We start from the raw sequence: 22,868 nt of genomic DNA, 5'->3' as shown, positions 1-22,868 counted from the left end.
TTGAGTGTTCACTGTTCTGTGTTGTAACCCGTTTACTTAGATGACTAAGCTTCACTGCTTACGCTTTGAACAGATAAACGCTCAAATAGCACAAAATTTAATCCTGAAAGATAAACAGCCCCTAGACTACCGACATACAAAACTGTCGTTACTTCGTTTCCAGCTTGCGCTGGAGTGACGAAAACTCATCGGTATACTTTTTTACGCAACTTTCCTAAAAAGATCAGTTGAACGCTGAGTATATGAGTAACTGTTTGAGCAATACGATGACTTTATCATCATGGCTTTCACCCAATGAGTGAAGTGCTCTACGCTCACAAGCTTGCTAAAATGACTGCTATCTGTGTTGTAACTTTTGCAGATAGAATAACTACTTGCTGCAAGCTACGCCTTACTATCAGCCACTTTTCTACGCTTGAAAACGCAGTCAACTGATGTTTCTAGGTTGAATGTGCATATATGGCAGCGACATCAATCGAGTCAAAACGGTAACGGGTATTGCAGTATTCACAATCTAATTCAACCGCGTTTTGTTCTTCGAGGATACTGGCGACCTCTTCTTTCGGGAGAGATAATATTGCCGCTGAAGTGCGCTCTCGAGAGCAGCGACATTTGAAACTGACATCAACTGGCTCAAACAAGCGCACTTGTTCTTCATGATATAATCGATGCAGTAACTCTTCAGCTGGAAGCGTAAAAATCTCGTCAGGTTTTGTGGTTGCTGTAAGTTGGGTCAAGTGATCGAAATCATCGAGATGATCTTTGTCCGACGGCAATACTTGTAAGAAAATCCCTGCGGCTTTTTCGTCGTTAGTGAATAACCAAAGTCGAGTGGGCAGTTGTTCTGACTGCATAAAGTATGCTTCGATACAGCCTGCTAAATTAGGTTTATCTAGTGCAACTACGCCTTGATATCGTTCACCTTCTTCAGGTGTTAACGTAATCACCAAATGACCTTTACCAAACAATTCCGCTAAGGTTGCGTTATCTTTTAATTCTCCTTGCCAACGAGCTACACCGCGTAATTGCTGTTGGTCATTGCCATTGATCACAGCCAGTGAAACGGGGCCATCACCTTGTATTTGAACGGCGATGTCACCTTTAAACTTCAGTGTTGCCGTTAATAATGAACTGGCGACCATCAATTCTCCCAAAAGATTTCTTAGTACCTTGGGGTAGTTGTGCGAGGTAATTATTTGTTGATAGCTTTGCTCTAACTGAACAATCTCGCCGCGAACGTCGGCATTATCGAACAAATAGCGATGTAAAGTGTCTATACTCATGTTTATGTGATCTCACTCGGTGTCATCAATAAATTGGTTTTGTTTGAAACGTACAATTTGACGACGTTGTTTTTTATCTGGTTTATGATCTGGAGCAGGATTGTTTAATCGGTTTAATCGTCTTGCTTCAGCGGATACTTGGCGCTTTTTCAAGCTTTGATCCGTTTCTTGGTATAACGTCTGGGCTAAGGTTGCATTACCGCGATGTTCAGAAAGTGCTTGGACAACGACTTCTTTTTCATCATAACCTTGGCGTAAAAGAATTTGAGCGCCAATTTCGACATTCTTACTGGATTTCGTGCGCTGACCATTGTAGTGTACTTTTCCGCCGTCAATCATTTGCTTAGCAATGGCGCGAGTACGATAGAAACGGGCAGCCCAAAGCCATTTATCAAGTCTTATAGGAGTGATTTTTTTGTTTTCAGTGGTCATAACCGCTCCGATTCGAGACTGATAACTAAAAGAGTGGATTTGGATCAGCTAGCGTTCAGTTTTTATTAGTAAAGTTACGTTTTAAGGCAAAGTAACGGTACATTTGAGCCGCAAAGTTAGCATAAATGGTCAATTTAGGCCAATCTTCGCACTGTTAAAAGCTTGTTGCTGGCAACAGGCTAAGGTAGCATGGCAGGATTATTGTGCATTGTGTCAGTAGCAATTGCGTGAAGTAACAATAGCGTGACTATTTTATAGGTTCCCATTGAAATGGATGCATTAGATAAAGTTATAACGAAAGTGGTCGGGCTACCGCATAAGCCGCTCAGTTTAGCCGTTTTTTGGGGTGGGTTATCCATTGTGTTGTATTTAATGGCGCAAATTACTTGGAACTTAATCCCCACACCGCAACACGCTTCAGTTTGGAAGGCAACGGGCCAATCGAATTCAAACAGTACCTCATCAAACGTTGATTTAAGTGGTATCCAACAACTTGCTCTCTTTGGTAAACATGACGCAACGGTTGAGCACGAACCTGTCGCTCAGCCAGAGCTTATCACTGATGCACCAAAATCATCATTATCCATTCAATTAACGGGTGTTGTGGCATCAACAGCAAAGCAACAAGGGCTTGCGGTTATTGATTCAAATGGTGAACAAGTTACTTATAGTATCGGTGATAAAATTAAAGGCACATCGGCTTCGTTGAAAGAAGTGTATGCTGATAGGATTATTATCACTAACAGCGGTCGTTATGAAACTGTCATGTTAGATGGGTTACAATTCACGGCTCAATCGAGTGCAAACAATGCATTACATAAAGCCAGTGCGAAATCTAAATTGAGAAAAATAGATCAGCGTAACAATAAAGCGATTGCAGCTCGAATTGCCGAATCTCGAAGTGAAGTGATGCAAGATCCCAATAAAATATCGGACTATTTATCCATTTCGCCGAAAACAATAAACGGAGCACTGCAAGGTTACCGTTTAAACCCGGGGAAAGATCGGCAGTTATTTAAACAAGCAGGTTTTAAGGCTAATGATTTAGCTAAATCAATTAATGGTTATGATTTAACGGATATTTCACAGGCGCTTGAAGTCATGGCTCAATTGCCAGAACTCACAGAATTGTCTGTTATGGTTGAACGCCAAGGACAACTCGTTGAAATTACCTTTGGTTTACCGCAATAGCATTTAGGTTTAGGGGAAGAGAAATAATGACGAAGCATAAAGCAGGACGTAAATTCCTGACCGGTTTAATGGCCGGACTTGTCCTACTGTCGCCAACATACACTTGGTCAGCTGAATATGCGGCCAATTTCAAAGGTACAGACATTCAAGAGTTCATCAATATTGTTGGTAAAAACCTCAACCGTACCATCATTGTCGATCCTACCGTTCGCGGAAAAATTAATGTTCGTAGTTATGATCTGCTTGATGACGATCAGTATTACCAATTTTTTCTCAATGTGTTGCAAGTCTACGGTTACGCCGTCGTTGAGATGGACAATAACATCATTAAAGTCATTAAAGATAAAGACGCAAAAACGTCTTCGATTCGGGTGGCTGACGATAACAACCCCGGTGTTGGTGACGAAATGGTCACGCGTATTGTTAAGGTCTACAACAGTGATGCGAAGCAAATCGCACCATTGCTAAGACAACTTAATGATAATGCCGGTGGCGGCAACGTGGTTAACGTTGAGTCCAATGCCTTGATGATTTCAGGGCGTGCGGCAGTGGTTAATAAGCTGGTTGAAATTGTCCATCGTGTCGACAAACAATCTGATACGGGTGTCAAAGTGGTACCGCTTAACTATGCCTCAGCGGGAGAAATTGTTCGCATTATTGAAACCTTGAATCGTCAAAATGGCGGAACAAGTAACCGAAGTAAAGAGCCTAAAATTGTGGCCGATGAGCGTACAAACTCAGTGGTAGTCAGCGGTGATGAGAAAACCCGTACACGTATCATCAAGTTAATTAAACGCTTAGATTCAGAGCAAGCGAATACTGGTAACACCAAAGTCCGTTATTTACGCTACGCCAAAGCGGAAGATCTCGTAGAAGTGCTGACTGGTTTTGCAGAGAATTTATCCAGCGAGAAAAAGGGCAGCTTAGCATCAAAATCACGCTCATCAAAAGCAGGCAGCAGTCGAAATAATAGCCGCCGCAATAGTGGCATCAATATTATGGCTCATGCCGAAAATAATGCTTTAGTGATCACTGCTGAGCCAGATCAAATGCTCACCATTGAGAATGTCATTAATCAACTTGATATTCGTCGTGCGCAAGTATTAGTCGAAGCCATTATTGTTGAAGTATCTAATGATGATAATGTCGGCTTTGGTGTGCAGTGGGCTACGTCTGCTGGTGGCGGTACTCAGTTTAACAACTTAGGTACAACCATTGGTGAGATTGGTGCGGGTGTGTGGGCCGCACAAGGTGAAGATGGAAATACCACGACCAGAATTGATCCAAATACGGGGCAGCCGATCACTACAACTAACCCTGATACACGAGGTGACATCACTGTCTTAGCTCAGGCGCTTGGTAAGATTAATGGTGCGGCATGGGGCGTATTTAGTGGTGACTTTGGCGCACTGGTTCAAGCCATCTCAGGGGATACGACCTCAAACGTTTTAGCAACGCCTTCTATTACGACGTTGGATAATCAAGAAGCAGAGTTTATTGTCGGCGATGAAGTGCCTATTTTAACTGGTGCAACAGCCAGTTCTGACAATTCAAACCCGTTTCAGACGGTTGAACGAAAAGAAGTCGGAGTTAAATTAAAAGTCGTACCACAAATTAATGAAGGTAGTGCGGTTAAGTTGACCATTGAACAAGAAGTGTCCGGTGTTAAAGGAGCAACAGGTGTCGATATTACTCTTTCAACAAGACGCTTAACTACTACGGTGATGGCTGATTCTGGTCAAATTGTCGTTTTGGGTGGTTTAATCAACGAAGAAGTTCAAGAAAGTGTTCAGAAAGTTCCATTCCTTGGTGATATTCCGATTTTAGGGCATTTATTTAAGTCGTCATCGAGTCGAAAAGTTAAACGTAATCTAATGGTATTTATTAAACCGACGATCATTCGTGATGGCGTGACGATGGAAGGAATTGCTGGTAGAAAATATAACTATTTCCGTGCATTGCAGTTAAAGCAACGAGAGCAAGGGGTGAATTTAATGCCCAATACTCAAGTGCCTGTTTTGGATGAGTGGGATCAAAGCGAGCACATTCCAGATGCGGTGAACAATATCCTTGAAAATTATCAGCAAGGAAGAAGCATCGAAACTAAAATGCGCAAGACAGATCCTGCGTTGAAAATCATTACTGAAAATAAAGACGATGCCAATGAGTGAACCTCAACAAGCTACAGAGACTGAATTATCCGCGGTTTCATCAGAGCTGGGTATGAACGTCGAGCAACAAACTGACGAAGCTTTTCATTCTGGTAGTAATGAACGTTTGCCGTTTGCCTTTGCGCACCGTCATGCTTTAGTCTTAGCCGAAGATGCCGAGAGTGTTTTGACTTTGTATCATACCAACACTACTCAAGTTGAAATGATGCTCGAAGCTCGTCGCTATGCAGGGGTTGATTTAGCCTTAGTAGAGTTAAGCCCACAACAGTTTGAAGCAAAACTGACCCAAGCTTATCAGGCTAATTCATCTGAAGCTCAGCAGTTGATGGAAGATATTGGCAATGAAATGGACTTATTTACTCTTGCTGAAGAATTACCGCAAACCGAAGATTTGCTAGAAGGCGATGATGATGCGCCGATCATTAAACTGATCAACGCGTTGTTGTCCGAAGCGATTAAAGAAGAAGCCTCGGACATTCACGTAGAAACCTACGAGAAACAACTGGTGGTACGTTTTCGTGTTGATGGTGTGCTGAAAGAAGTGTTAAAGCCTAATCGCAAATTATCATCCGTATTAGTATCGCGTATTAAAGTGATGGCTCGATTGGATATTGCTGAGAAGCGTATTCCACAAGATGGACGTATATCGTTGCGAATCGCTGGAAGAGCGGTTGATGTGCGGGTATCAACTATGCCATCGAGTCATGGTGAACGTGTCGTAATGCGTTTACTCGATAAAAATGCAGGTAATCTCGATCTTAAACAACTGGGCATGACGGATGGGATCCGCACTCAATTTGATGAACTGATCCGTAAGCCACACGGTATCATTTTGGTCACAGGGCCGACTGGCTCAGGTAAAAGTACCACGCTTTATGCTGGGTTAACCGAACTGAATTCAAAAGATACCAATATTCTGACCGTTGAAGATCCCATCGAATATGAGCTTGAAGGCATCGGCCAAACCCAAGTGAATACTAAAATTGATATGACCTTTGCGCGCGGATTACGGGCTATATTACGTCAAGATCCTGATGTCGTCATGATTGGTGAGATCCGTGATTTAGAAACGGCTCAAATCGCTGTACAAGCCTCGCTTACTGGACACATGGTAATATCAACACTACATACTAATACCGCTTCAGGTGCTATTACTCGTCTTCAAGATATGGGGGTTGAACCCTTTTTAGTGTCATCGAGTTTACTCGGTGTATTAGCACAAAGGCTAGTAAGAACACTGTGTAACGACTGCAAACAAGAGCATGTTCCAGATGCCAGCGAGTGTGAACTCTTAGGTATTGCTGAACATGAACATCGCACTGTCTATCGAGCCAATGGTTGTAAAAATTGCGGTTATAACGGTTATCGTGGTCGTACTGGCATCCATGAATTATTGGTTGTGAATGACACCATTAGAGAACTTATCCATACCGGAAAAGGTGAGCTGGCGATTGAAAAACACCTTCGCCAAACAATACCCAGTATTCGTCATGATGGCATGAGTAAGGTATTGATGGGTATCACGACATTGGAAGAAGTACTGCGAGTGACTCGCGAGGAATAGTCGATGCCTGCATTTGAATATAAAGCATTAGAAGCGAGTGGCAAGCAAACTAAAGGCGTTATCGAAGCCGATACCGCAAGGCATGCTCGTAGCCAACTGCGGGACATGCGATTAACGCCTTTACAGATTGAACCTGTTACAGATAAAGAAGCCAAGCGTGGCGGTGTTAGTTTTTTTAAACGCGGCATTTCAGTGGCTGAATTGGCACTTATTACCCGCCAAATTGCAACTTTAGTGGCGGCGGGTTTACCGATTGAAGAAGCGTTAAAAGCCGTAGGTCAGCAATGTGAAAAAGAACGACTGGCCAGTATGGTAATGGCTGTACGTTCACGAGTGGTCGAAGGTTATAGTTTGGCTGACTCTATGGCCGAATTTCCACATATTTTTGACGATTTATATCGCGCGATGGTGGCATCTGGAGAGAAGTCTGGTCATTTAGATGTGGTGTTAAATCGGTTAGCTGATTATACCGAGCGCCGACAACAGCTAAAATCTAAGTTAACTCAAGCCATGATTTATCCAACGGTTTTAACCTTAGTGGCTATCGGTGTTATTGCGATATTACTGGCTGCCGTTGTGCCACAAGTGGTCAGTCAATTTGAGCATATGGGGCAAGAGTTACCTTTCTCAACACGATTATTGATTTCATTGTCTGATTTTGTTCGTACTTATGGCTTAGGCCTTTTGTTGCTGGTGCTAGGAGGCGGAGTGATATTCCAACGCATGCTCCAAAAGCCCGGCCCCAGATTAAAATTTCACAGTAGTCTATTAACCTTACCAGTGATTGGTAAGGTAAGTAAGAGTATCAATACGGCTCGTTTTGCCCGTACATTAAGTATTTTATCAGCCAGTTCTGTACCGTTATTAGATGGTATGAGGATCGCCAGCGATGTACTGCAAAACCTGAAAGTTAAAGGGGCGGTAGAAGAAGCCACCGCTAGAGTACGTGAGGGGACGAGTTTAGGCGCTGCGTTAACGGCAACTAAACTTTTTCCTCCTATGATGCTTTATATGATTTCATCCGGTGAAAAAAGTGGTGAACTTGAACAGATGCTGGAACGTGCTGCTGATAACCAAGATAGACAGTTTGAAGCGAATGTTACCATTGCGCTTGGGATCTTTGAACCTGCTTTGGTGATCAGCATGGCCGGTATCGTGTTATTCATTGTATTGGCTATTTTGCAGCCAATACTGGCATTAAACAACTTAGTCAGTGGCTAATAATGGTTTTGTGAGTTAATCATAAAATTAACAATTTCTAGGAGTAGTACATGCAAGTAACGAATAAGCAAGAAGGTTTTACTTTATTAGAAGTCATGGTTGTTATCGTGATTTTAGGTATTTTAGCCTCTTTAGTAGTCCCGAACCTGCTTGGTAACAAAGAGAAAGCCGATCAGCAAAAAGCCGTCTCAGATATTGTCGCCATAGAAAATGCATTAGACATGTATAAGCTTGATAACAGCGTTTACCCAACAACAGAGCAAGGATTAGAAGCGTTGATCTCAAAACCAAGCTCTCCTGAGCCAAGAAACTATCGCGAAGATGGTTACCTCAAGCGTTTACCACAAGATCCATGGCGCAATGATTATTTAATGATAAGCCCAGGTGAACATGGAAAAATCGATGTGTATAGCGCCGGTCCATCAGGCCAAGCGGGCACAGAAGATGATATCGGTAACTGGAACCTAAGCGATTATCAATAATATGAAATCGTTGCGTCAAGCAGGTTTTACTCTGTTAGAGGTTATGCTCGTTGTGCTACTTATGGGATTGTCTGCCGCCGTGGTGACCTTGTCATTCAGCCATGCTGGTGCTCAAGAAGCGCTAGAAAAGCAAGCGAAAAAGTTTATCGCTTCTGCGGAGTTGGTGTTAGACGAAACGGTGTTAAGTGGGCAGTTGTTAGGGCTAGTCATCGAGCCAGACTCGTATCGATTTGTGATGTATCACGAACAAAAATGGCAGCCTTTAGAGTCCGATCGTCTGCTTGGTGATCAAGTCATGCCTGAAGGTGTAGGGTTGGAAGTCGTTGTTGACGGTTTGCCTCTGGTGCAAAGCGATGAAGATGATCAAAGTTTATTTGATGACGACAGTGGCGATCCGTTAATTGACAGAACAGAAGAAGAAAAAAAGAAGCACCCAGAGCCACAAATTTTATTGTTTCCAAGCGGAGAAATCAGCGCATTCGAATTGCACTTTATTACCACAGATGAATACGGTAACAACATTGATGTATTAGTCGTTGGTGACTCATTAGGGCGGTTAACGCTTGGGAGGCCTGATGAAGAACAGTAAAAGCGAAGGCATGACGTTACTTGAGGTTATGGTGGCATTAGTCATTTTTGCCATTGCGGCTATATCGATCACGAAAAGTATTGGTGAATTAATTGCTAACATGCCAATTCTAGAAGAGCGCACTTATGCTCAATGGGTGGCAGATAACGTATTAGTCGATGCTAAGCTGGATCCCACGTTTCCAGCGGCAGGTAAAAAAGAAGGCCGTGTGGAAATGGCGGGTAAAGAGTGGTATTGGCGCAAAGAAGCAGTAAAAACCACTGATGATGATTTCCGATTACTTCGAGTTAGTGTCAGCTTGGATGAGCGTTATAGCAATATTATTGCACAGGTGAATACGTATGTGCTTAAAACGAAATAGCGCTCAGTCAGGATTCACCTTACTTGAAATGCTTGTGGCGATAGCGATTTTTGCCATGTTAGGCATTGCCGCGAACTCAGTACTTAGCGTAGTACTCACCAATGATGAAACCACAAAAAACTTTGCCGCAAGGTTAAAATCATTGCAGCAGGGCTTTGGTGTTATCGAGCGGGATATGGGACAAATCGTGGCTCGAACACCCCGGTTTCTCGAAGGTGGACGAGGCAAAACGGTTATTCAGGTGGGTGATATCATTCCAGATATTGATGGAAAAGCCTTGGTTTTTTATCGCATTGGTTGGCTGAATCCCGATGGCATGTTACCAAGAGGCAGCATTCAATCCGTTGCCTATGTGTTAGTAGAAGATCGGTTTGAACGTTGGTATTACCCGTACCCAGAGCCTGAAATTGGTGCTGAGCCGTTAAAAACGATAATTATGAATAATGTTTTGGACGCTGACTATGCCTTTTTCGATGGAAAAAGCTGGCAAAAAACATTAAATGCGACCAAGTTGCCAAAGGCTATTGCGGTTGAAATAGACATTGAGGGTATCGGCAAAATTCAACGAAAATTTATTTTACCAAAAGGTGCTCTTGTTGATAACAAGGCAAATAACAGCAATCAAAATGGTACAGGGAACAATCCGGGTAATAAAAATAATAACTCCAAAAAAGGCGGCAATGGCAATAACACTGCTGCTGGTGGAGGAAATAACAATTGATTAAGCACGTTAACAAACAACAAGGTGTGGCATTAATTGTGGTGCTGTTGATTGTGGCCGTGGTGGCCGTGATTGCTATCGATATTACCAGTCGTAATCAGTTAGCGGTTCGAAGAACCTTAAATTTAGCTCAGTATGATCAAGCCTATTGGTATGCATTATCCGCAGAAGAGTTAGCAAAGAAGGTAATAAAACAAGATCTCGATGATGCAGAGGGAAAAAAAGTGCACTTGCAGCAATATTGGGCTCAAGCAGATGTACTTTTTCCGGTTGAGAACGGACAAATTTCGGGAACCATTACCGATATGCGTGCATGTTTTAATATTAATGGTTTAAATGCCAAAGTCGCTGATGCAGGGAACAGTAATAATCAGAACCCCAAAAAACTTCCATTAGCCGGAGAGCAATTCGCTGGATTACTGATCGCCTTAGGGATGGAGCCCTTTACTGCAGAAGCGCTTGCGGTATCGTTAAAAGACTACATTAGCTCAAGCTCAGCGTCAGGTGGTTTTAGCAGTGGCGATGCCGCTTATGAATCACGTGATGTCCCTTATCGAGCGGCTAAAACCGTGATGAATCATCGCAGTGAATTACGAGCGGTGCTTGGTTTCACCCAAGAAGCATACTTAAAACTTGTACCCTATATTTGTGCCATACCCGGCAATAACAGACAATTATTGAATGTGAATACCATCAAAGTTGAGCAAGCGCCTCTGTTAGCTGGTATGTTACAAAACAAAGTTTCTGTAGGCGAAGCTGAAAGTATTATTAATCAGCGACCTGCAAATGGTTATGACAGCATTGATGACTTTTGGAATATTTCAGAACTGAGTGCATTGAAAAATGATAATTTATTAAAATCCAGTTTTGCCGTCAAAAGTGAGTACTTTCTGCTTGATGGTGGAGCCAAAGTCGATGAGGCTATTTTCCGGCTGGAGAGTGTTCTGCAAGTGGCAAAAAATAATTATGTTGATGTGTTAACACGTCAATATGGCGGTCAAAAATGATAATGGCAGTGATCAATAATCATATTGCCTTACCGGTGGAGATACACTGTGAGTGAACGGCTTTTTATTCGATTAGGCACAAAAGTCGAGCATGCATGCTCGTGGCTGGTGTGGTCAGAGCAAGAGCAAGAGATCATCGCATCAGGTGAACTAAATAGTGCAAAGCAGCTGAACAGTTTATCACAGCGAGCAGGCAAACGACCTGTGGATGTGTTAGTACAAGCTTCTGCAATGACGCTAACAGAAGTCGAGTTGCCTGAAAAAGGTCAAAGGCAAGCGATCAAAGCGTTGCCATTTATGTTGGAGGAAGCATTCGCCGAAGATGTGGATAAATTGCATTTTGTGGCTGGTGCTCGCAATGGCAACCAGTTAAGTGTCGCTGTTGTAGCTCATCAACAAATGCAACTTTGGCTAGAGTGGTTGTCGGCTGCAGGTTTGGTGGTGAAACGCTTGCTGCCTGATTGTTTAGCATTACCTTTAATGGGATGTCAGTGGGCGACGATGGTTGTTGGTGATGAATTATTATTGCGAACTTCAACGGGGCAAGGACACAGTATACCATCTCAATGGCAATCAATGCTTTTGCCTAAATTATTGCCGGTACAAGATGCTGATGATCTCCAAGATAACATTGCCGTAGCGAATTACTCTGAATTGCAGTTGGAAGGCGTTAGCCTTAATCCTCAGCCTGTTGAACTACCTATGCTAGTGTTAGCTAAAGGCGCATTGCAAGCGCCATTAAATCTATTGACAGGGCCCTATCGTCCCAAACGTGAATACAGTAAAAACTTACTGGTATGGAAAAATGCAGCCATCGTTTTAGGAGTGGCTATTTTACTGAGCTTACTCAATAAAGGATTTATGGTGTATCACACCAATCAGCAAATCACAGATGTGCAGCAGCAGTCTGTAGAGATATTCAAACAAGCTACTGGATTTAATCGGGTCACAAACGCGAATTTAAGACCTTTAGTAAGAACAGAGCTGAAAAAAATCAAAGGCTCCGGCAATGGCAGCGTATTTTTTAAAATGCTCACTTTGCTTGAGCCAGCGTTCAAGCAAGTGCCAGATTTAGTGCCTAATACGGTACGGTTTGATGGCAACAGAGGTGAATTGAGAATGCAAATCACAGCCAAAAATTATTCATCCGTAGAGCGATTTAAACAAGCACTAGGTAAGAACTTTGATACCAAGTCGGGAGTGATGAATAGTCTTGATGATAAAGTTACTACGACCTTGACGATAAGGAGTAAATAATGAAAGACAATTTACTCACCTGGTGGAATGGACTGGCGTATCGGGAGCAACAATTGGTTGCTGTATGCAGTATTTTTCTCATTATTGGTATTTTTTATTGGGGGATCTGGAGTCCAATTAGCAACGCTGAGCAAGATGCGCAAAGGCGTCTTGTGCAATCCCAAAAAACTCTCAGTTATGTGAAACAAAGTGTGAATAAAATCGTAGCAGCCAAACAGTCAGGACAAACATCGACTCGGAAAGGCAGCTTGAGCTCAATCGTTAATACCATCGCCAGTCGTTATGGGGTTGTGATCAGTCGCATGCAGCCTCAAGGAAAAAAAGTCCAAATTTGGATGGATGATGTACCGTTTAATGATTTATTGGCCTACTTAAATGAATTAACGCAAAATCAGGGGTTGTCACTCGATACTTTCGACGTCACAGAGACTGAAACGGCAGGGTTAGTGAAAGTGAGACGGATACAATTGTCACAATAATTGCAACCAATGAGTTGCAAGAACAGTTGCAGGAATACAACGTGAGTTTATTTAAGAAAATATTAATTGGTGGTGTTATCTATTTGGTATTTTTGTTGGCGTTACTGCCTGCAAAAGTTGCACTTTGGCTCATGCCATTGCCCGAGCAAGTGCAATTAAGTGGTGTAGAGGGTAGTGTTTGGTCGGGTGAAGCCACCAGTGCCACATTTGAGAACCGTCAATTTGAACAAATCCATTGGGATATTAATCCGTGGCCGTTGGCCTTAGGGCAGCTGAGTATAGAGCTAAAAGTAGGCTCAAAAGCAACGGCATTCAGCACCAAAGGTCATGTACTCGTCACTTCTTCAGGAGTCAGTCTGAGTGACATGAACATTGAATCGAGTAATGGTTTTTTAATTGGTAATACTCGAATGCCCTTTCGAACTAAAGTGGGCGGAGACGTCAGTTTGTTTATTGATGATTTTGTTCAAGGTCTGCCTCTTTGTGAGCAACTAACGGGTAAACTTTTTTTGCATAATCTACAAGTTAACAATCAGTTTGGAGACTTTCCATTAGGAGAGTTTGAATTGAATTTAGGCTGTAAAGATGGTCAAATTGCGCTAAATGGGGATGAGAGACATAATAAACTAGGATTGTCAGGTAGCGTGTTGTTTGGTGAAAATAATCGTTATCGCATTCAAGCAAAAATTAAACCTATAGCTGAGCAACCAGAAGATATACGCAATAGCCTTAATTTGTTGGGCCAGCCCGATAACCAAGGGTATTATAAAATTAGTTTTGCAGGCGCTTTACCTAAAATTTAAATACTTGTGTAAGAAGTGGATACAAAATGTATCCACTTTCATAGTCAAACATTTTAGTCAATAAAACCCATTTCAACGGCGTAAGTTAGTGCCAACTTACTGATGTTCAAGGCGTGTATCCCTGTGGTGTCTGAATGTTCGAGGGTGTCATTAGAAGAGTGAATATACCTATTTATTTCTCGCATTTTGGCTTCAGATGGCATCGCTGATGGAACGCCAATTTTGTGCCAACTGGCATGATCTGAGCACGCGTAGCCACACCTATCCTCGCCATAAGTAAGATCACTTAAATAAGTATCACTGAGTGTTTCAAGAAAGTGAGTCAAACCAGTGTCAGTGTAATCTGTCATGAATACGTAGTCCTTATCTGAACCACGATAGTTAGTCATATCCATCTGTAATGCGGATAGCACATGTTTATTTTCATAGTTTCTTGCGACATCTTGCGATCCTAATAATCCTCCTTCTTCAGCCGCATAGCCGAAAAATATGATAGTGCGTTCAGGTTGGATCTGATTCTCGGCAAACACTCGAATAATATCTGTTAAAGAAGCAATACCGGATGCATTGTCATCGGCGCCAGGAGCCTTGGTATGCTTGGTATGAAACATGCCAGCCGTCGAATCTAAGTGTCCGCCTAATACAACAATATCGTCAGGGTACTTGCTACCTGTAAAAGTAACTTGTACAGAGTCTTGAAGGAATTTTTGATGCTTAATTTGACTTACAGAAGCATAAGGTAACCCTTTGACTAAATTAGCCCAATTCTGGCGTAAAGCATGGGAGGCAAGTTGTCCAGTACTTAAGGTGTAAATTCGATTTTTAAATTGAGTCTGTTTATTGATCATATCAATGATTTTTGCTGCATCCAGCTGAGGCAATAAAGATTCAATTATGGCTTGTTGGTTGAGTGTTGGGGCGGTAAAAATGTTGGAGGTGATTGGCATGTTAGCGCTATCAAGGGCATCTTGCCTCGAAGCATGCACCATGTAGCCACCATGCTCTCCACCTTGGTGAAGGTCTTGTTGAAGCTGCTTTAGTTGGGATTGATTAATATGAATCACAGAAACATCAGTAGGTGCTGCTTGTAAACCGTGATTCAAAGGTGTGATTTGCGATTGCACCTCTTGAGATACGGCATCATTTTTTAGTGTTACCCAGTACATAGGCTCAGGTGTGTCAGCTTGGGAAGCTGAGGAAACAGTAGCGATTATCGCGAGCAAATAATGTTTAAACATGAAAACCCTCACAATGGTTAGGATCAGTGTCTTCACTCTTAATAATAACTGTGCATTCCTCGCTCCCTGTTCTCTTACGTTTTACGATCCTATATCCACAGAGGTGAAGTGTCTGATCAATGGTTTAGTCAATTGACCAGAGCATTCTATTGTTTTAAAGATGAGTTGTTGATTAATCTTAATTAATGGTTGGTAATATATGGGTTAGATCATGGGTCGAAAGACAGTCAACATAGCTTTTATGTGGCATTTGACTGTCAGGATTTTGAATACCTAATTGGAAGCCTACTCCCGCTTTTTGAGATGCTTTGAGGATGTTTTCATTATCATCAATGAATAAACAACGGCTTGGATCTAGCGAAAAACGCTCAAACAAGGCGACCCAAAATTTTGGATTTTCTTTTGGATAACCCGTTTCATGACTCGAAATCATGTCATCGAGTCCTTCAGCTAAGCAAGTATGTTCGAGTTTAAGGGCTAAACTTTCAGGGTGTGCATTGGTAGCAAGAATCCTGTTTTTTTTCATTGTCTTGAGTGAGGATAAAAAAGGCATGCAATCGGCTCTTAGCTGAATATTTTCCGTTGATGCATGATGTAGGGCAATAATGTCGATATTAAAGCGTTGTTGCCAATAATCGAGACTGTACCAGTTTAATGTGCCAGCGACTTCGTAATAGGCGGTTTCGACCATTTGCTTTGCTTGTGCAAGGCTGACTTGGTGAACCTGTGAAATTTCAAGTGGAACTTTGGTTAGCCATAAGTGGTTGTCAAAGTGGAGGTCAAGCAGTGTGCCGTCCATATCAAGTAAAACAGTATCAATCTGTTGCCAAGGAAGCATTAAAATTCCTGTTGTAAGTCCATGCGGAGGTAGTAAGATTGTAACGTAAAAGTGGTTAATAGCATTGTAATTGGTATAATTAATTCATTCTGGGGTGTTTATGAACAAGGGACAAAAGAAGCCACAAATTATACATACTGAAGTTGTTGCCAAAAGTCGCTTGTTTACTGTTGAACAGCTGGATTTATGTTTTAGTAATGGTGTTAAGCGTCAATATGAAAGAATGAAAGGACACAGTCGCGGCGCAGTGATGATTGTACCTATTCATAATGGCCAGCTATTATTAGCTTCTGAGTATGCAGCTGGGACACATGAATACGAGCTTGGTTTTCCAAAAGGGCTTATCGATCCCGGTGAGACTGCAGAGCAAGCGGCAAATCGAGAACTGCAAGAGGAGATTGGTTTTGCGACTAATAAGCTCACATTATTAAAGGAAGTGTCGTTAGCACCCAGCTATTTTTCGAGTAAAATGCAAATATTTATCGCTGAAGACTTGTACTTCAGCCGTTTAGAAGGTGATGAGCCTGAAGATATAGAAGTGATAAATTGGAAGGTAGAAGATTGGCGCAGTTTAATTAATGAAAATCGGTTTAATGAAGCACGCAGCGTAAGTGCCTTGCTTTTGGCTATGGATCATATTGCCAGTTAATGTAAGTCTAAGTAATGGAAGTAGTGAGGAGTAGTACATCATGGCAGCAGTAAATAGGCCAGAGCAGTTGATTGAGTCTGTCATTGCCATTGCGACAGAAGCTGGTCAGAAAATCAAAGCCATATTTCATCAAGGTGACTTTGAGCAAACCATTAAACTAGACTCAACACCAGTGACATCAGCGGATCTTGCCGCTCATCAGGTAATCTGTGAAAGGCTGATGTCTCTTACCCCCGATATTCCAGTATTATCTGAAGAAGATGCTGAAATTCCACTCTCAATACGTGAATCATGGCAACGGTATTGGCTTGTTGATCCGCTTGATGGCACTGGCGAGTTTATTGCTGGCAGCAACGACTTCTCGGTATTAATTGCGTTAGTGGATAATCATCAACCCGTACTAGGTGTTGTTTATGTTCCTATGACACAAGAATGTTACTTTGCGAGTTTGGGGAATGGTGCGTATAAACGATCTCAGGGAGAAGATTTCCCGATACACTGTCGTAGTGGGTATGAGCAAAACGAAAGCGCATTGAAGCTTGCCGTAAGCCGTCGCCAAGATCCTAATACTGTACTCAATATGTTCAATAAGAAACAAGACTATGAACTGGTGCGGTTAGGAGGAGCAGCATTAAAAAGCTGCTTAGTGGCTGAAGGGCAAGCTGATTGTTACATTCGTATCGGACCCACAGGGGAATGGGACACAGCGGCCGCTCAAGTGATAATTAAAGAAGCTGGTGGACAGGTGATGACGACTGATTTACAACCCTTGACATACAATCGCAGAGAAACGCTTGAAAACCCAAACTTTATTGTAGTCGGTCAGTCAACTCGGAATTGGAAAGACTTATTAAAAGCAGCAAGTTAACCGTTTGATGAGTTGTTTTAACTGATAACTAACTGAGTTATAGTGACCTTAATCAATGGCTTATATCATACCGTTCGTATCATTAACTTTGTGAGAAATTGAACCTTAGCTTTGCTAATGCTCCCTAATCGTTAATCAGTGTGAATGGTATAAGCTTTAATAAGGAAGGTTATGATTCTTACTAGACGGTTTTTCCCTTACTTCATCACTCAGTGCTTAGGTGCATTGAATGATAACGTATATAAGAACGTACTGATTTTGCTAGTGACTTACAGTCAAGTTGGTGATTTACCATTTAGTACAAACTTATTTGTCAATCTCGCCGCAGGGCTGTTCATTCTTCCTTTTTTCTTATTCTCGGCTCATGCAGGGATGATAACAGACAATAGCAATAAAGCATTATTGATCCGCCGCTTGAAATTATTTGAGCTGGTGATCATGAGTTGTGCCGCCATCGCAATGATGACTCAAAGCTATCTTGTGCTCTTAGGCTTGCTCTTTTTGATGGGCACACAGTCGGCCTATTTTGGTCCAGTAAAATATTCTTTGCTGCCACAAGCGTTACCAGAGTCTGAACTCGTGAGCGGTAATGCTTGGGTTGAAATGGGCACCTTCTTATCAATTCTATTCGGAACATTAAGTGCTGGCCTTATTGTCGTTTATGAATATGGTGCTCAACTGGCTGCAGTGACCGTTGTGTTTCTTGCCGCCTTAGGTTATCTGACGAGCCGAGGGATCCCAGATTATCCTCCTTTGGGTAAGGTCACTGACATTGCGTTTCGTCCATTGTCTGGTACGTATTCGTTAATACAACGAACGAGGCAGACACCAACAATTTGGATGGCCATTTTAGCCATCAGTTGGTTTTGGTGTTTAGGGGCGACTTATTTAACCCAGTTTCCTAATTTTGCCCGTGTAAATTTATATGCTGACGCCTCTGTTGTATCGTTACTGCTCACTTTGTTTTCAGTTGGTATCGCGATTGGTTCGTTAATTTGCGAGCGAATTTCCTTCGGTCATGTTGAGTTGGGCGTGCTGCCTTTTGGTGTAATGGGATTAACAGTATTTGGTATTGATATGTTATGGGCTATTCCTACAGCACCAGAGCAAACGGACTTTATTTATGGGTTTAGTGCGTTTATTGAAAACAGCCAGCACTATCGCTTGATGTTTGATCTTGCGATGATAGGAGTCAGCGGCGGTTTATTCATTGTACCTTTGTATGCCTTTATTCAAACCAGAGCATCCAAAGAAAGTTGCGCACAAGCCATTGCAGCAAACAATATAATGAATGCGCTATTTATGGTCGGTTCAGCGGCGCTGAGTATTGTCCTTTTGACCGTATTTCAGGTATCTATTCCTCAATTGTTCCTCATTCTTGCGATTGCTAATTTTCTCGTCGGAATATACGTATACATACAAGTGCCTGAGTTTGCTCAACGTTTCGTGAGTTATCTACTTAGCCATGTTTTGTATCGCATTAAGGTTTCTGGGCGAGAAAATATACCTCAGCAAGGTGCGGCGATAGTGGTTTGTAATCATGTTACATACGTGGATGCACTTGTGTTAATGGGGGCATCAACAAGACCAATTCGTTTTGTTATGGACAAATCAATCAGTGAAATCCCGCTATTGAAGTACTTATTTCGTCACGCTGGTGTCATTCCAATTTGTTCACCCAAACAATCGAAAGAGACTTATTTGCAAGCGTTTGAATCCATTCATCAAGCCCTTAACAATGATGAGCTAGTGTGCATATTTCCAGAAGGGCGCTTGTCTCCAGATGGTGAAATTGGTGAATTTCGTCCGGGTATCAATAAAATACTAGAGCGCGATCCTGTCCCTGTTGTGCCAATGGCCCTTCAAGGACTATGGGGTTCTTACTTTAGCCATAAAGATGGACATGCACTTACCACCCGACCAAAGCGTGTTTGGTCGAAGATTGGTGTGAATATTGGAAGTATGGTTGATGGAGAAGCAGCTGAACGTAATCAATTAAGAGAAAAAGTTTTGAAACTTTTCAAATAACAATTTTTTAACATACATCCAATTAAAAATGATAAATTATTAGCGAAAAATAACAATAAATAGTTAAGGATAAACTATGAGAAAAATATTTTGTGCGCTTGCTATGGCTACCGTTGTATCAGGATGTGGTGGTAGTAGTGGAGATAGCCATGATCCTACTCATGGCGTAGCAACTCTACCTCCACCTCCGTTGATCCCTAAGGTGATCGCTGATGTGGTTTATTACAGTCCAAAATGTCTAATTGAGCGTCCAATAAATGATGCTCGGTTTGTGGTTCATGAAAGTAATGGAAACGTTTTACGAGAAGAAAAGACAGATTCGCAGGGGCATTTAGAGGTAAAATGGGATGGTAATGAGTCACACCTAACATCTGTATTAAACCCTATTGATGATGATGGCAGCACAACTACTTTACTTGATACCGAGCTCAATCTAAAGAAAGGAGATTTGGGAAAAATTTACGTTCAGAATAGGTTGTTGGATTCTCAATGTGATTGTCGTGATTTTACCGTTGATTTTTCTGAAATTAGTGCTTTTTACAACAGTGATTATGAATTTTTGGTTGATGGTTCATCAACTACGACAGGTGAGTATCATAATGTCACGGCCTGTAAAGAGCGAGGCGTCTTTAGACCTGTTTCACTAACCCTGTCTAATCGTTATTCTCAAGGTTTGCCTGTATTTGCTGCAAAGGTTGAATTTGATGATACACAATCAGATCATCGAGTCGTCCTTACTCATGACGATTTAGTGCAAGGTGATGCGCTTAATCTTGACCCTGAAGGAATTTTAAATAATGTTGGAGTCACAGCAAATACTGATTTTGGTAACGTGTACTTAGATAGTAGATTCAATGAAGCCGTAATTTTCGATGGCCTGTATGAAAATTATTACGTTAATAATGCTGAGTATTTTAGTGTGGACGCTGGTGATTCATCAAGTATAAGTTTTCGGTCTTTTCAGCGTATAAAAGTCGACGATGTTACAAAGACATACTTCTTCAGTTTGCCTGATAACTCACAAGCATTAATAGCTAATACGCAGCAGTTATTAGAAGCGTTGGATAGTGATGTTCCGGCAACTTATGATTTTTCAACGTTAAACAGAAGCTACGATAAAATTTATTTGAGAGTGGCCGGAGATAACTCACCAACATGGCGAATCAATGCACAAGTATCGGGTGTCTTCCCTTCGTTATCTTTACCTCAAGATATCGAAGCGCAGTTTGAAGATGCACAGAACGTAAGTTTATATTTGTCCGTTACCGATTATGACTTAATTAAAGGTGGCATTGATGAATGGCGAAGCGAAGCGGCTAAATATAGTAGAATCGACAGCGGCAAGTGGACGCCTTACCTTGAAAATGTGACCCATGAACGAATTTTAATTAGACAGTAGCGGGCTTCATTCGAGAGATCTTTTCTTCAATTGATATTTATACATAGGATCGTAATACAGCTCTAAAAGTAGTTGAATCCACTCCAAATGAAGAGCAACAGAATTTCGGTTTTGTTGCTCTTTTAGTGCTTGCGTCATTATGGTTTGGATCTGCTGATGCTGTTTACCGCCTAAACGTTTTTTTATTTTATCAATGCTGCTGATCAAATACTGTGAAAAAGCAGCAAAACCATCTTCTTGCCCGTATTTTTCAATGAATTGTGAGAGCATATCAACCACATAATCGTTCAGTATTCTCTGTAATCGGTCATCAAAACTGCAAGTTAAAACATGAATTGGCGCTTGTTTCATTGCATTGTAAAAGCACTTTGGAATGGCGTTGCGACCAATCATAAAGCTTTCATCTTCGAGCACTAAAGTTTTGTGGCCTGCGGCTTGATGTTTAAGTAAGGCTATTGCGAGTTGGTTTTCAAAATTAATTTGTGTGGGCTGGGGCGTGATATTATTGCCAAAGCTAGATCCGCGGTGGTTGGCGATGCCTTCTAAATCAATAGCATTATGTTGGGATTTTATGTATTCCGTTTTTCCGCAACCAGTACTGCCTGCAATGATCTTCATGGGGAAAGTGCTGGCTTGCTCAATCGTTGAAATCAAAAACTGACGCATGGATTTATAGCCACCCTCAATAAAGGGGATATCAACATCTACTTCCTGTAACCAAGTCTGAGTGACTTGAGATCTAAGCCCACCACGAAAACAGTAGAGATAACCTTGAGGGTGTCGTTGATTAAATTGCTGCCATGCCGATAGGCGTTGCTGTTTTATTTCACCTGAGACTAACTCATGACCTAAGCTGATGGCAGCTTGTTGACCTTGTTGCTTATAGCAACTCCCAACCTGTTGTCGTTCAGCGTCCGTCATTAAAGGCACATTAATGGCATTGGCAAAAGCACCTTTGTTGAATTCAATCGGCGCACGCACATCCATGATTGGATGATCATTGATAAAAATGTCTCGATATGCGCTTGATGTAACAGTATTAAAGGCCATTAAACTAGCTCGATCAGCGATGTGTGTGAAGGTGTCGTCATCTCACCGATGGCTTGAACAAGACAATCATGTTTTTCAAGTTCAGCAATAAACCTATTTTCTGCTTCAGCGGCAACCGCAACAAGTAATCCACCGCTGGTTTGTGGATCACATAAAATGGTTTGTTGCTGAGGAGATAATGTAGGTAAGTGCTGCCCATAGCTGTCGTAATTACGTTGGCTGCCACCCGGAATACATTGGTTGTCGATATAAAATTGAGTGTGTTCGAGCAAAGGGATAGCACTAAAGTCGAGTTTGGCTGAGAGGTTTGCCCCTTGGCACATTTCAATTAAGTGTCCTCCCAAACCAAAACCAGTCACATCGGTCATCGCATGTACTCCGCTCATTTTAGCAATTACTGAGCCGATCCTATTCAATTGACACATGGCATCAATGGCAATTGAAGCATCACTTTTGCGCAGTAGTTGCTTTTTTTGAGCCGTCGTGTGGATCCCAATGCCAATGGGTTTGGTGAGATACAATTTATCACCCGTTTGAGCCGTCGAGTTTCGTTTAAGGTGAGAGAGGCTGACTTGCCCTGTGACCGCTAAGCCAAAAATTGGCTCTGGGGCGTCAATACTGTGCCCGCCTGCAAGCATAACCCCTGCATCTTTGCAGGCTTGGCGGCCACCATCAATGACTTTTGATGCTACTTCGGCAGGTAATTTATTGACTGGCCAACCTAGAATGGCAATGGCCATCATTGGGCTGCCACCCATAGCATAAATGTCACTGATGGCATTGGTGGCGGCAATGCGACCAAAGGTAAATGGATCATCGACAATTGGCATAAAAAAATCAGTCGTGCTGATAATACCAGTATGTTCATCGAGTTGATAAACGGCTGCATCATCACGAGTATCGTTGCCTACCAATAGGTTGGGGTCGTTGAAAGTCGGTAGCTGCGAAGACAGTATTTCATTTAATACCTTAGGAGATATCTTACAACCACATCCAGCACCATGACTGTATTGGGTAAGTTTGATTTCACTTGTGGGCACGAGAAATATCTCCTAGCTTAACGGGTTATCGATATGATACCAGATATCTGGTTTTGATCAGGCGTCAAATTTATGGTGTAGCTTCGCTACAAGAAGTTTAAGCGAGATTGCTCACTTTGATACAGTTAAACCGACTTTTGCTCCAATGTGACAACTCACTACTACAGAAGGAGAATCTTCTAGCTCTTGCAGCCCAA

Annotated in this window: 22 protein-coding genes; 16 read left to right on the top strand and 6 right to left on the bottom strand. The window is 42.0% G+C overall.

Features of this window, described 5'->3' with window-relative positions; all coding sequences use genetic code 11:
• Positions 1-440: 440 nt before the first annotated feature.
• Together hslO and hslR are read right to left on the bottom strand one after the other, a co-directional pair.
• On the bottom strand, positions 441-1,283 hold the full coding sequence (hslO, locus tag E2I05_RS20370; RefSeq protein ID WP_121852274.1) for an Hsp33 family molecular chaperone HslO: 843 nt from the start codon (positions 1,281-1,283) through the stop codon (positions 441-443).
• A gap of 12 nt (positions 1,284-1,295) precedes the next feature.
• Positions 1,296-1,715 (bottom strand): ribosome-associated heat shock protein Hsp15, encoded by a 420-nt coding sequence (gene hslR, locus E2I05_RS20365; protein WP_121852273.1) that lies wholly within the window; start codon positions 1,713-1,715, stop codon positions 1,296-1,298.
• Positions 1,716-1,985: 270 nt separating this feature from the next.
• Between hslR and gspC the strand changes: the two genes are divergently transcribed.
• The 12 genes from gspC (at position 1,986) to E2I05_RS20305 (ending at position 13,561) form a co-directional block, all read left to right on the top strand.
• Positions 1,986-2,906: a type II secretion system protein GspC gene (gspC, locus tag E2I05_RS20360; protein WP_121852272.1), complete on the top strand. Its 921-nt coding sequence runs from the start codon at positions 1,986-1,988 to the stop codon at positions 2,904-2,906.
• A gap of 68 nt (positions 2,907-2,974) precedes the next feature.
• Complete coding sequence (gspD, locus tag E2I05_RS20355) at positions 2,975-5,077, top strand: type II secretion system secretin GspD (protein WP_376707892.1); 2,103 nt, start codon at positions 2,975-2,977, stop codon at positions 5,075-5,077.
• Positions 5,070-6,641, top strand: coding sequence for a type II secretion system ATPase GspE (gene gspE / locus E2I05_RS20350; protein ID WP_121852270.1), 1,572 nt, complete (start codon positions 5,070-5,072; stop codon positions 6,639-6,641). Before gspD ends, gspE begins: the two co-directional genes overlap by 8 nt.
• A gap of 3 nt (positions 6,642-6,644) precedes the next feature.
• Positions 6,645-7,862 (top strand): type II secretion system inner membrane protein GspF, encoded by a 1,218-nt coding sequence (gspF, locus tag E2I05_RS20345; RefSeq protein WP_121852269.1) that lies wholly within the window; start codon positions 6,645-6,647, stop codon positions 7,860-7,862.
• 50 nt (positions 7,863-7,912) lie between these two features.
• On the top strand, positions 7,913-8,344 hold the full coding sequence (gene gspG, locus E2I05_RS20340; protein ID WP_121852268.1) for a type II secretion system major pseudopilin GspG: 432 nt from the start codon (positions 7,913-7,915) through the stop codon (positions 8,342-8,344).
• Position 8,345: 1 nt separating this feature from the next.
• A complete protein-coding gene (gene gspH / locus E2I05_RS20335) occupies positions 8,346-8,933 on the top strand; it encodes a type II secretion system minor pseudopilin GspH (RefSeq protein ID WP_121852267.1) in 588 nt (195 codons plus the stop codon).
• Positions 8,920-9,294 (top strand): type II secretion system minor pseudopilin GspI, encoded by a 375-nt coding sequence (gene gspI, locus E2I05_RS20330; protein WP_121852266.1) that lies wholly within the window; start codon positions 8,920-8,922, stop codon positions 9,292-9,294. The genes gspH and gspI overlap by 14 nt, the downstream gene beginning before the upstream one ends.
• The gene (gene gspJ / locus E2I05_RS20325) at positions 9,275-10,015 is read left to right on the top strand and encodes a type II secretion system minor pseudopilin GspJ (RefSeq protein ID WP_121852265.1); all 741 of its coding nucleotides are present in this window, start codon (positions 9,275-9,277) and stop codon (positions 10,013-10,015) included. The genes gspI and gspJ overlap by 20 nt, the downstream gene beginning before the upstream one ends.
• Positions 10,012-11,022: a type II secretion system minor pseudopilin GspK gene (gene gspK, locus E2I05_RS20320; RefSeq protein WP_121852264.1), complete on the top strand. Its 1,011-nt coding sequence runs from the start codon at positions 10,012-10,014 to the stop codon at positions 11,020-11,022. Before gspJ ends, gspK begins: the two co-directional genes overlap by 4 nt.
• A 48-nt stretch (positions 11,023-11,070) precedes the next feature.
• Entirely contained in the window at positions 11,071-12,279 is a 1,209-nt protein-coding gene (gene gspL, locus E2I05_RS20315; protein WP_121852263.1) for a type II secretion system protein GspL, read from the top strand.
• Complete coding sequence (locus E2I05_RS20310; RefSeq protein WP_121852262.1) at positions 12,279-12,758, top strand: type II secretion system protein M; 480 nt, start codon at positions 12,279-12,281, stop codon at positions 12,756-12,758. Before gspL ends, E2I05_RS20310 begins: the two co-directional genes overlap by 1 nt.
• 41 nt (positions 12,759-12,799) lie before the next feature.
• A complete protein-coding gene (locus E2I05_RS20305; protein ID WP_121852261.1) occupies positions 12,800-13,561 on the top strand; it encodes a type II secretion system protein N in 762 nt (253 codons plus the stop codon).
• A 53-nt stretch (positions 13,562-13,614) separates the two neighbouring features.
• Here E2I05_RS20305 and E2I05_RS20300 read toward each other — a convergent pair whose 3' ends face one another.
• Together E2I05_RS20300 and yrfG are read right to left on the bottom strand one after the other, a co-directional pair.
• Complete coding sequence (locus E2I05_RS20300; RefSeq protein ID WP_121852260.1) at positions 13,615-14,799, bottom strand: M20/M25/M40 family metallo-hydrolase; 1,185 nt, start codon at positions 14,797-14,799, stop codon at positions 13,615-13,617.
• 178 nt (positions 14,800-14,977) lie between these two features.
• A complete protein-coding gene (gene yrfG / locus E2I05_RS20295) occupies positions 14,978-15,637 on the bottom strand; it encodes a GMP/IMP nucleotidase (protein WP_121852259.1) in 660 nt (219 codons plus the stop codon).
• A 100-nt stretch (positions 15,638-15,737) separates the two neighbouring features.
• On the opposite strand from yrfG, the gene nudE reads away from it, so the two are divergent.
• The 4 genes from nudE (at position 15,738) to E2I05_RS20275 (ending at position 20,581) form a co-directional block, all read left to right on the top strand.
• A complete protein-coding gene (gene nudE / locus E2I05_RS20290) occupies positions 15,738-16,286 on the top strand; it encodes an ADP compounds hydrolase NudE (RefSeq protein WP_121852258.1) in 549 nt (182 codons plus the stop codon).
• A 40-nt stretch (positions 16,287-16,326) separates the two neighbouring features.
• Positions 16,327-17,154: a 3'(2'),5'-bisphosphate nucleotidase CysQ gene (cysQ, locus tag E2I05_RS20285; protein ID WP_121852257.1), complete on the top strand. Its 828-nt coding sequence runs from the start codon at positions 16,327-16,329 to the stop codon at positions 17,152-17,154.
• A gap of 171 nt (positions 17,155-17,325) precedes the next feature.
• A complete protein-coding gene (locus tag E2I05_RS20280) occupies positions 17,326-19,182 on the top strand; it encodes an MFS transporter (protein ID WP_121852256.1) in 1,857 nt (618 codons plus the stop codon).
• A 76-nt stretch (positions 19,183-19,258) separates the two neighbouring features.
• Positions 19,259-20,581, top strand: coding sequence for a hypothetical protein (locus E2I05_RS20275; RefSeq protein ID WP_121852255.1), 1,323 nt, complete (start codon positions 19,259-19,261; stop codon positions 20,579-20,581).
• 6 nt (positions 20,582-20,587) lie between these two features.
• Here E2I05_RS20275 and mnmH read toward each other — a convergent pair whose 3' ends face one another.
• Positions 20,588-21,631, bottom strand: coding sequence for a tRNA 2-selenouridine(34) synthase MnmH (mnmH, locus tag E2I05_RS20270; RefSeq protein WP_121852254.1), 1,044 nt, complete (start codon positions 21,629-21,631; stop codon positions 20,588-20,590).
• Positions 21,631-22,671 carry a selenide, water dikinase SelD gene (selD, locus tag E2I05_RS20265; RefSeq protein WP_121852253.1) on the bottom strand — a complete coding sequence of 347 codons (1,041 nt, stop codon included), beginning with the start codon at positions 22,669-22,671 and terminating at the stop codon, positions 21,631-21,633. Before selD ends, mnmH begins: the two co-directional genes overlap by 1 nt.
• Positions 22,672-22,868: the final 197 nt, after the last annotated feature.

It is taken from the genome of Parashewanella spongiae (assembly GCF_004358345.1).
GTDB lineage: Bacteria > Pseudomonadota > Gammaproteobacteria > Enterobacterales > Shewanellaceae > Parashewanella > Parashewanella spongiae.
Note: the sequence above shows the minus strand (reverse complement) of the source record. Positions and strands in the feature narration are given on the sequence as shown.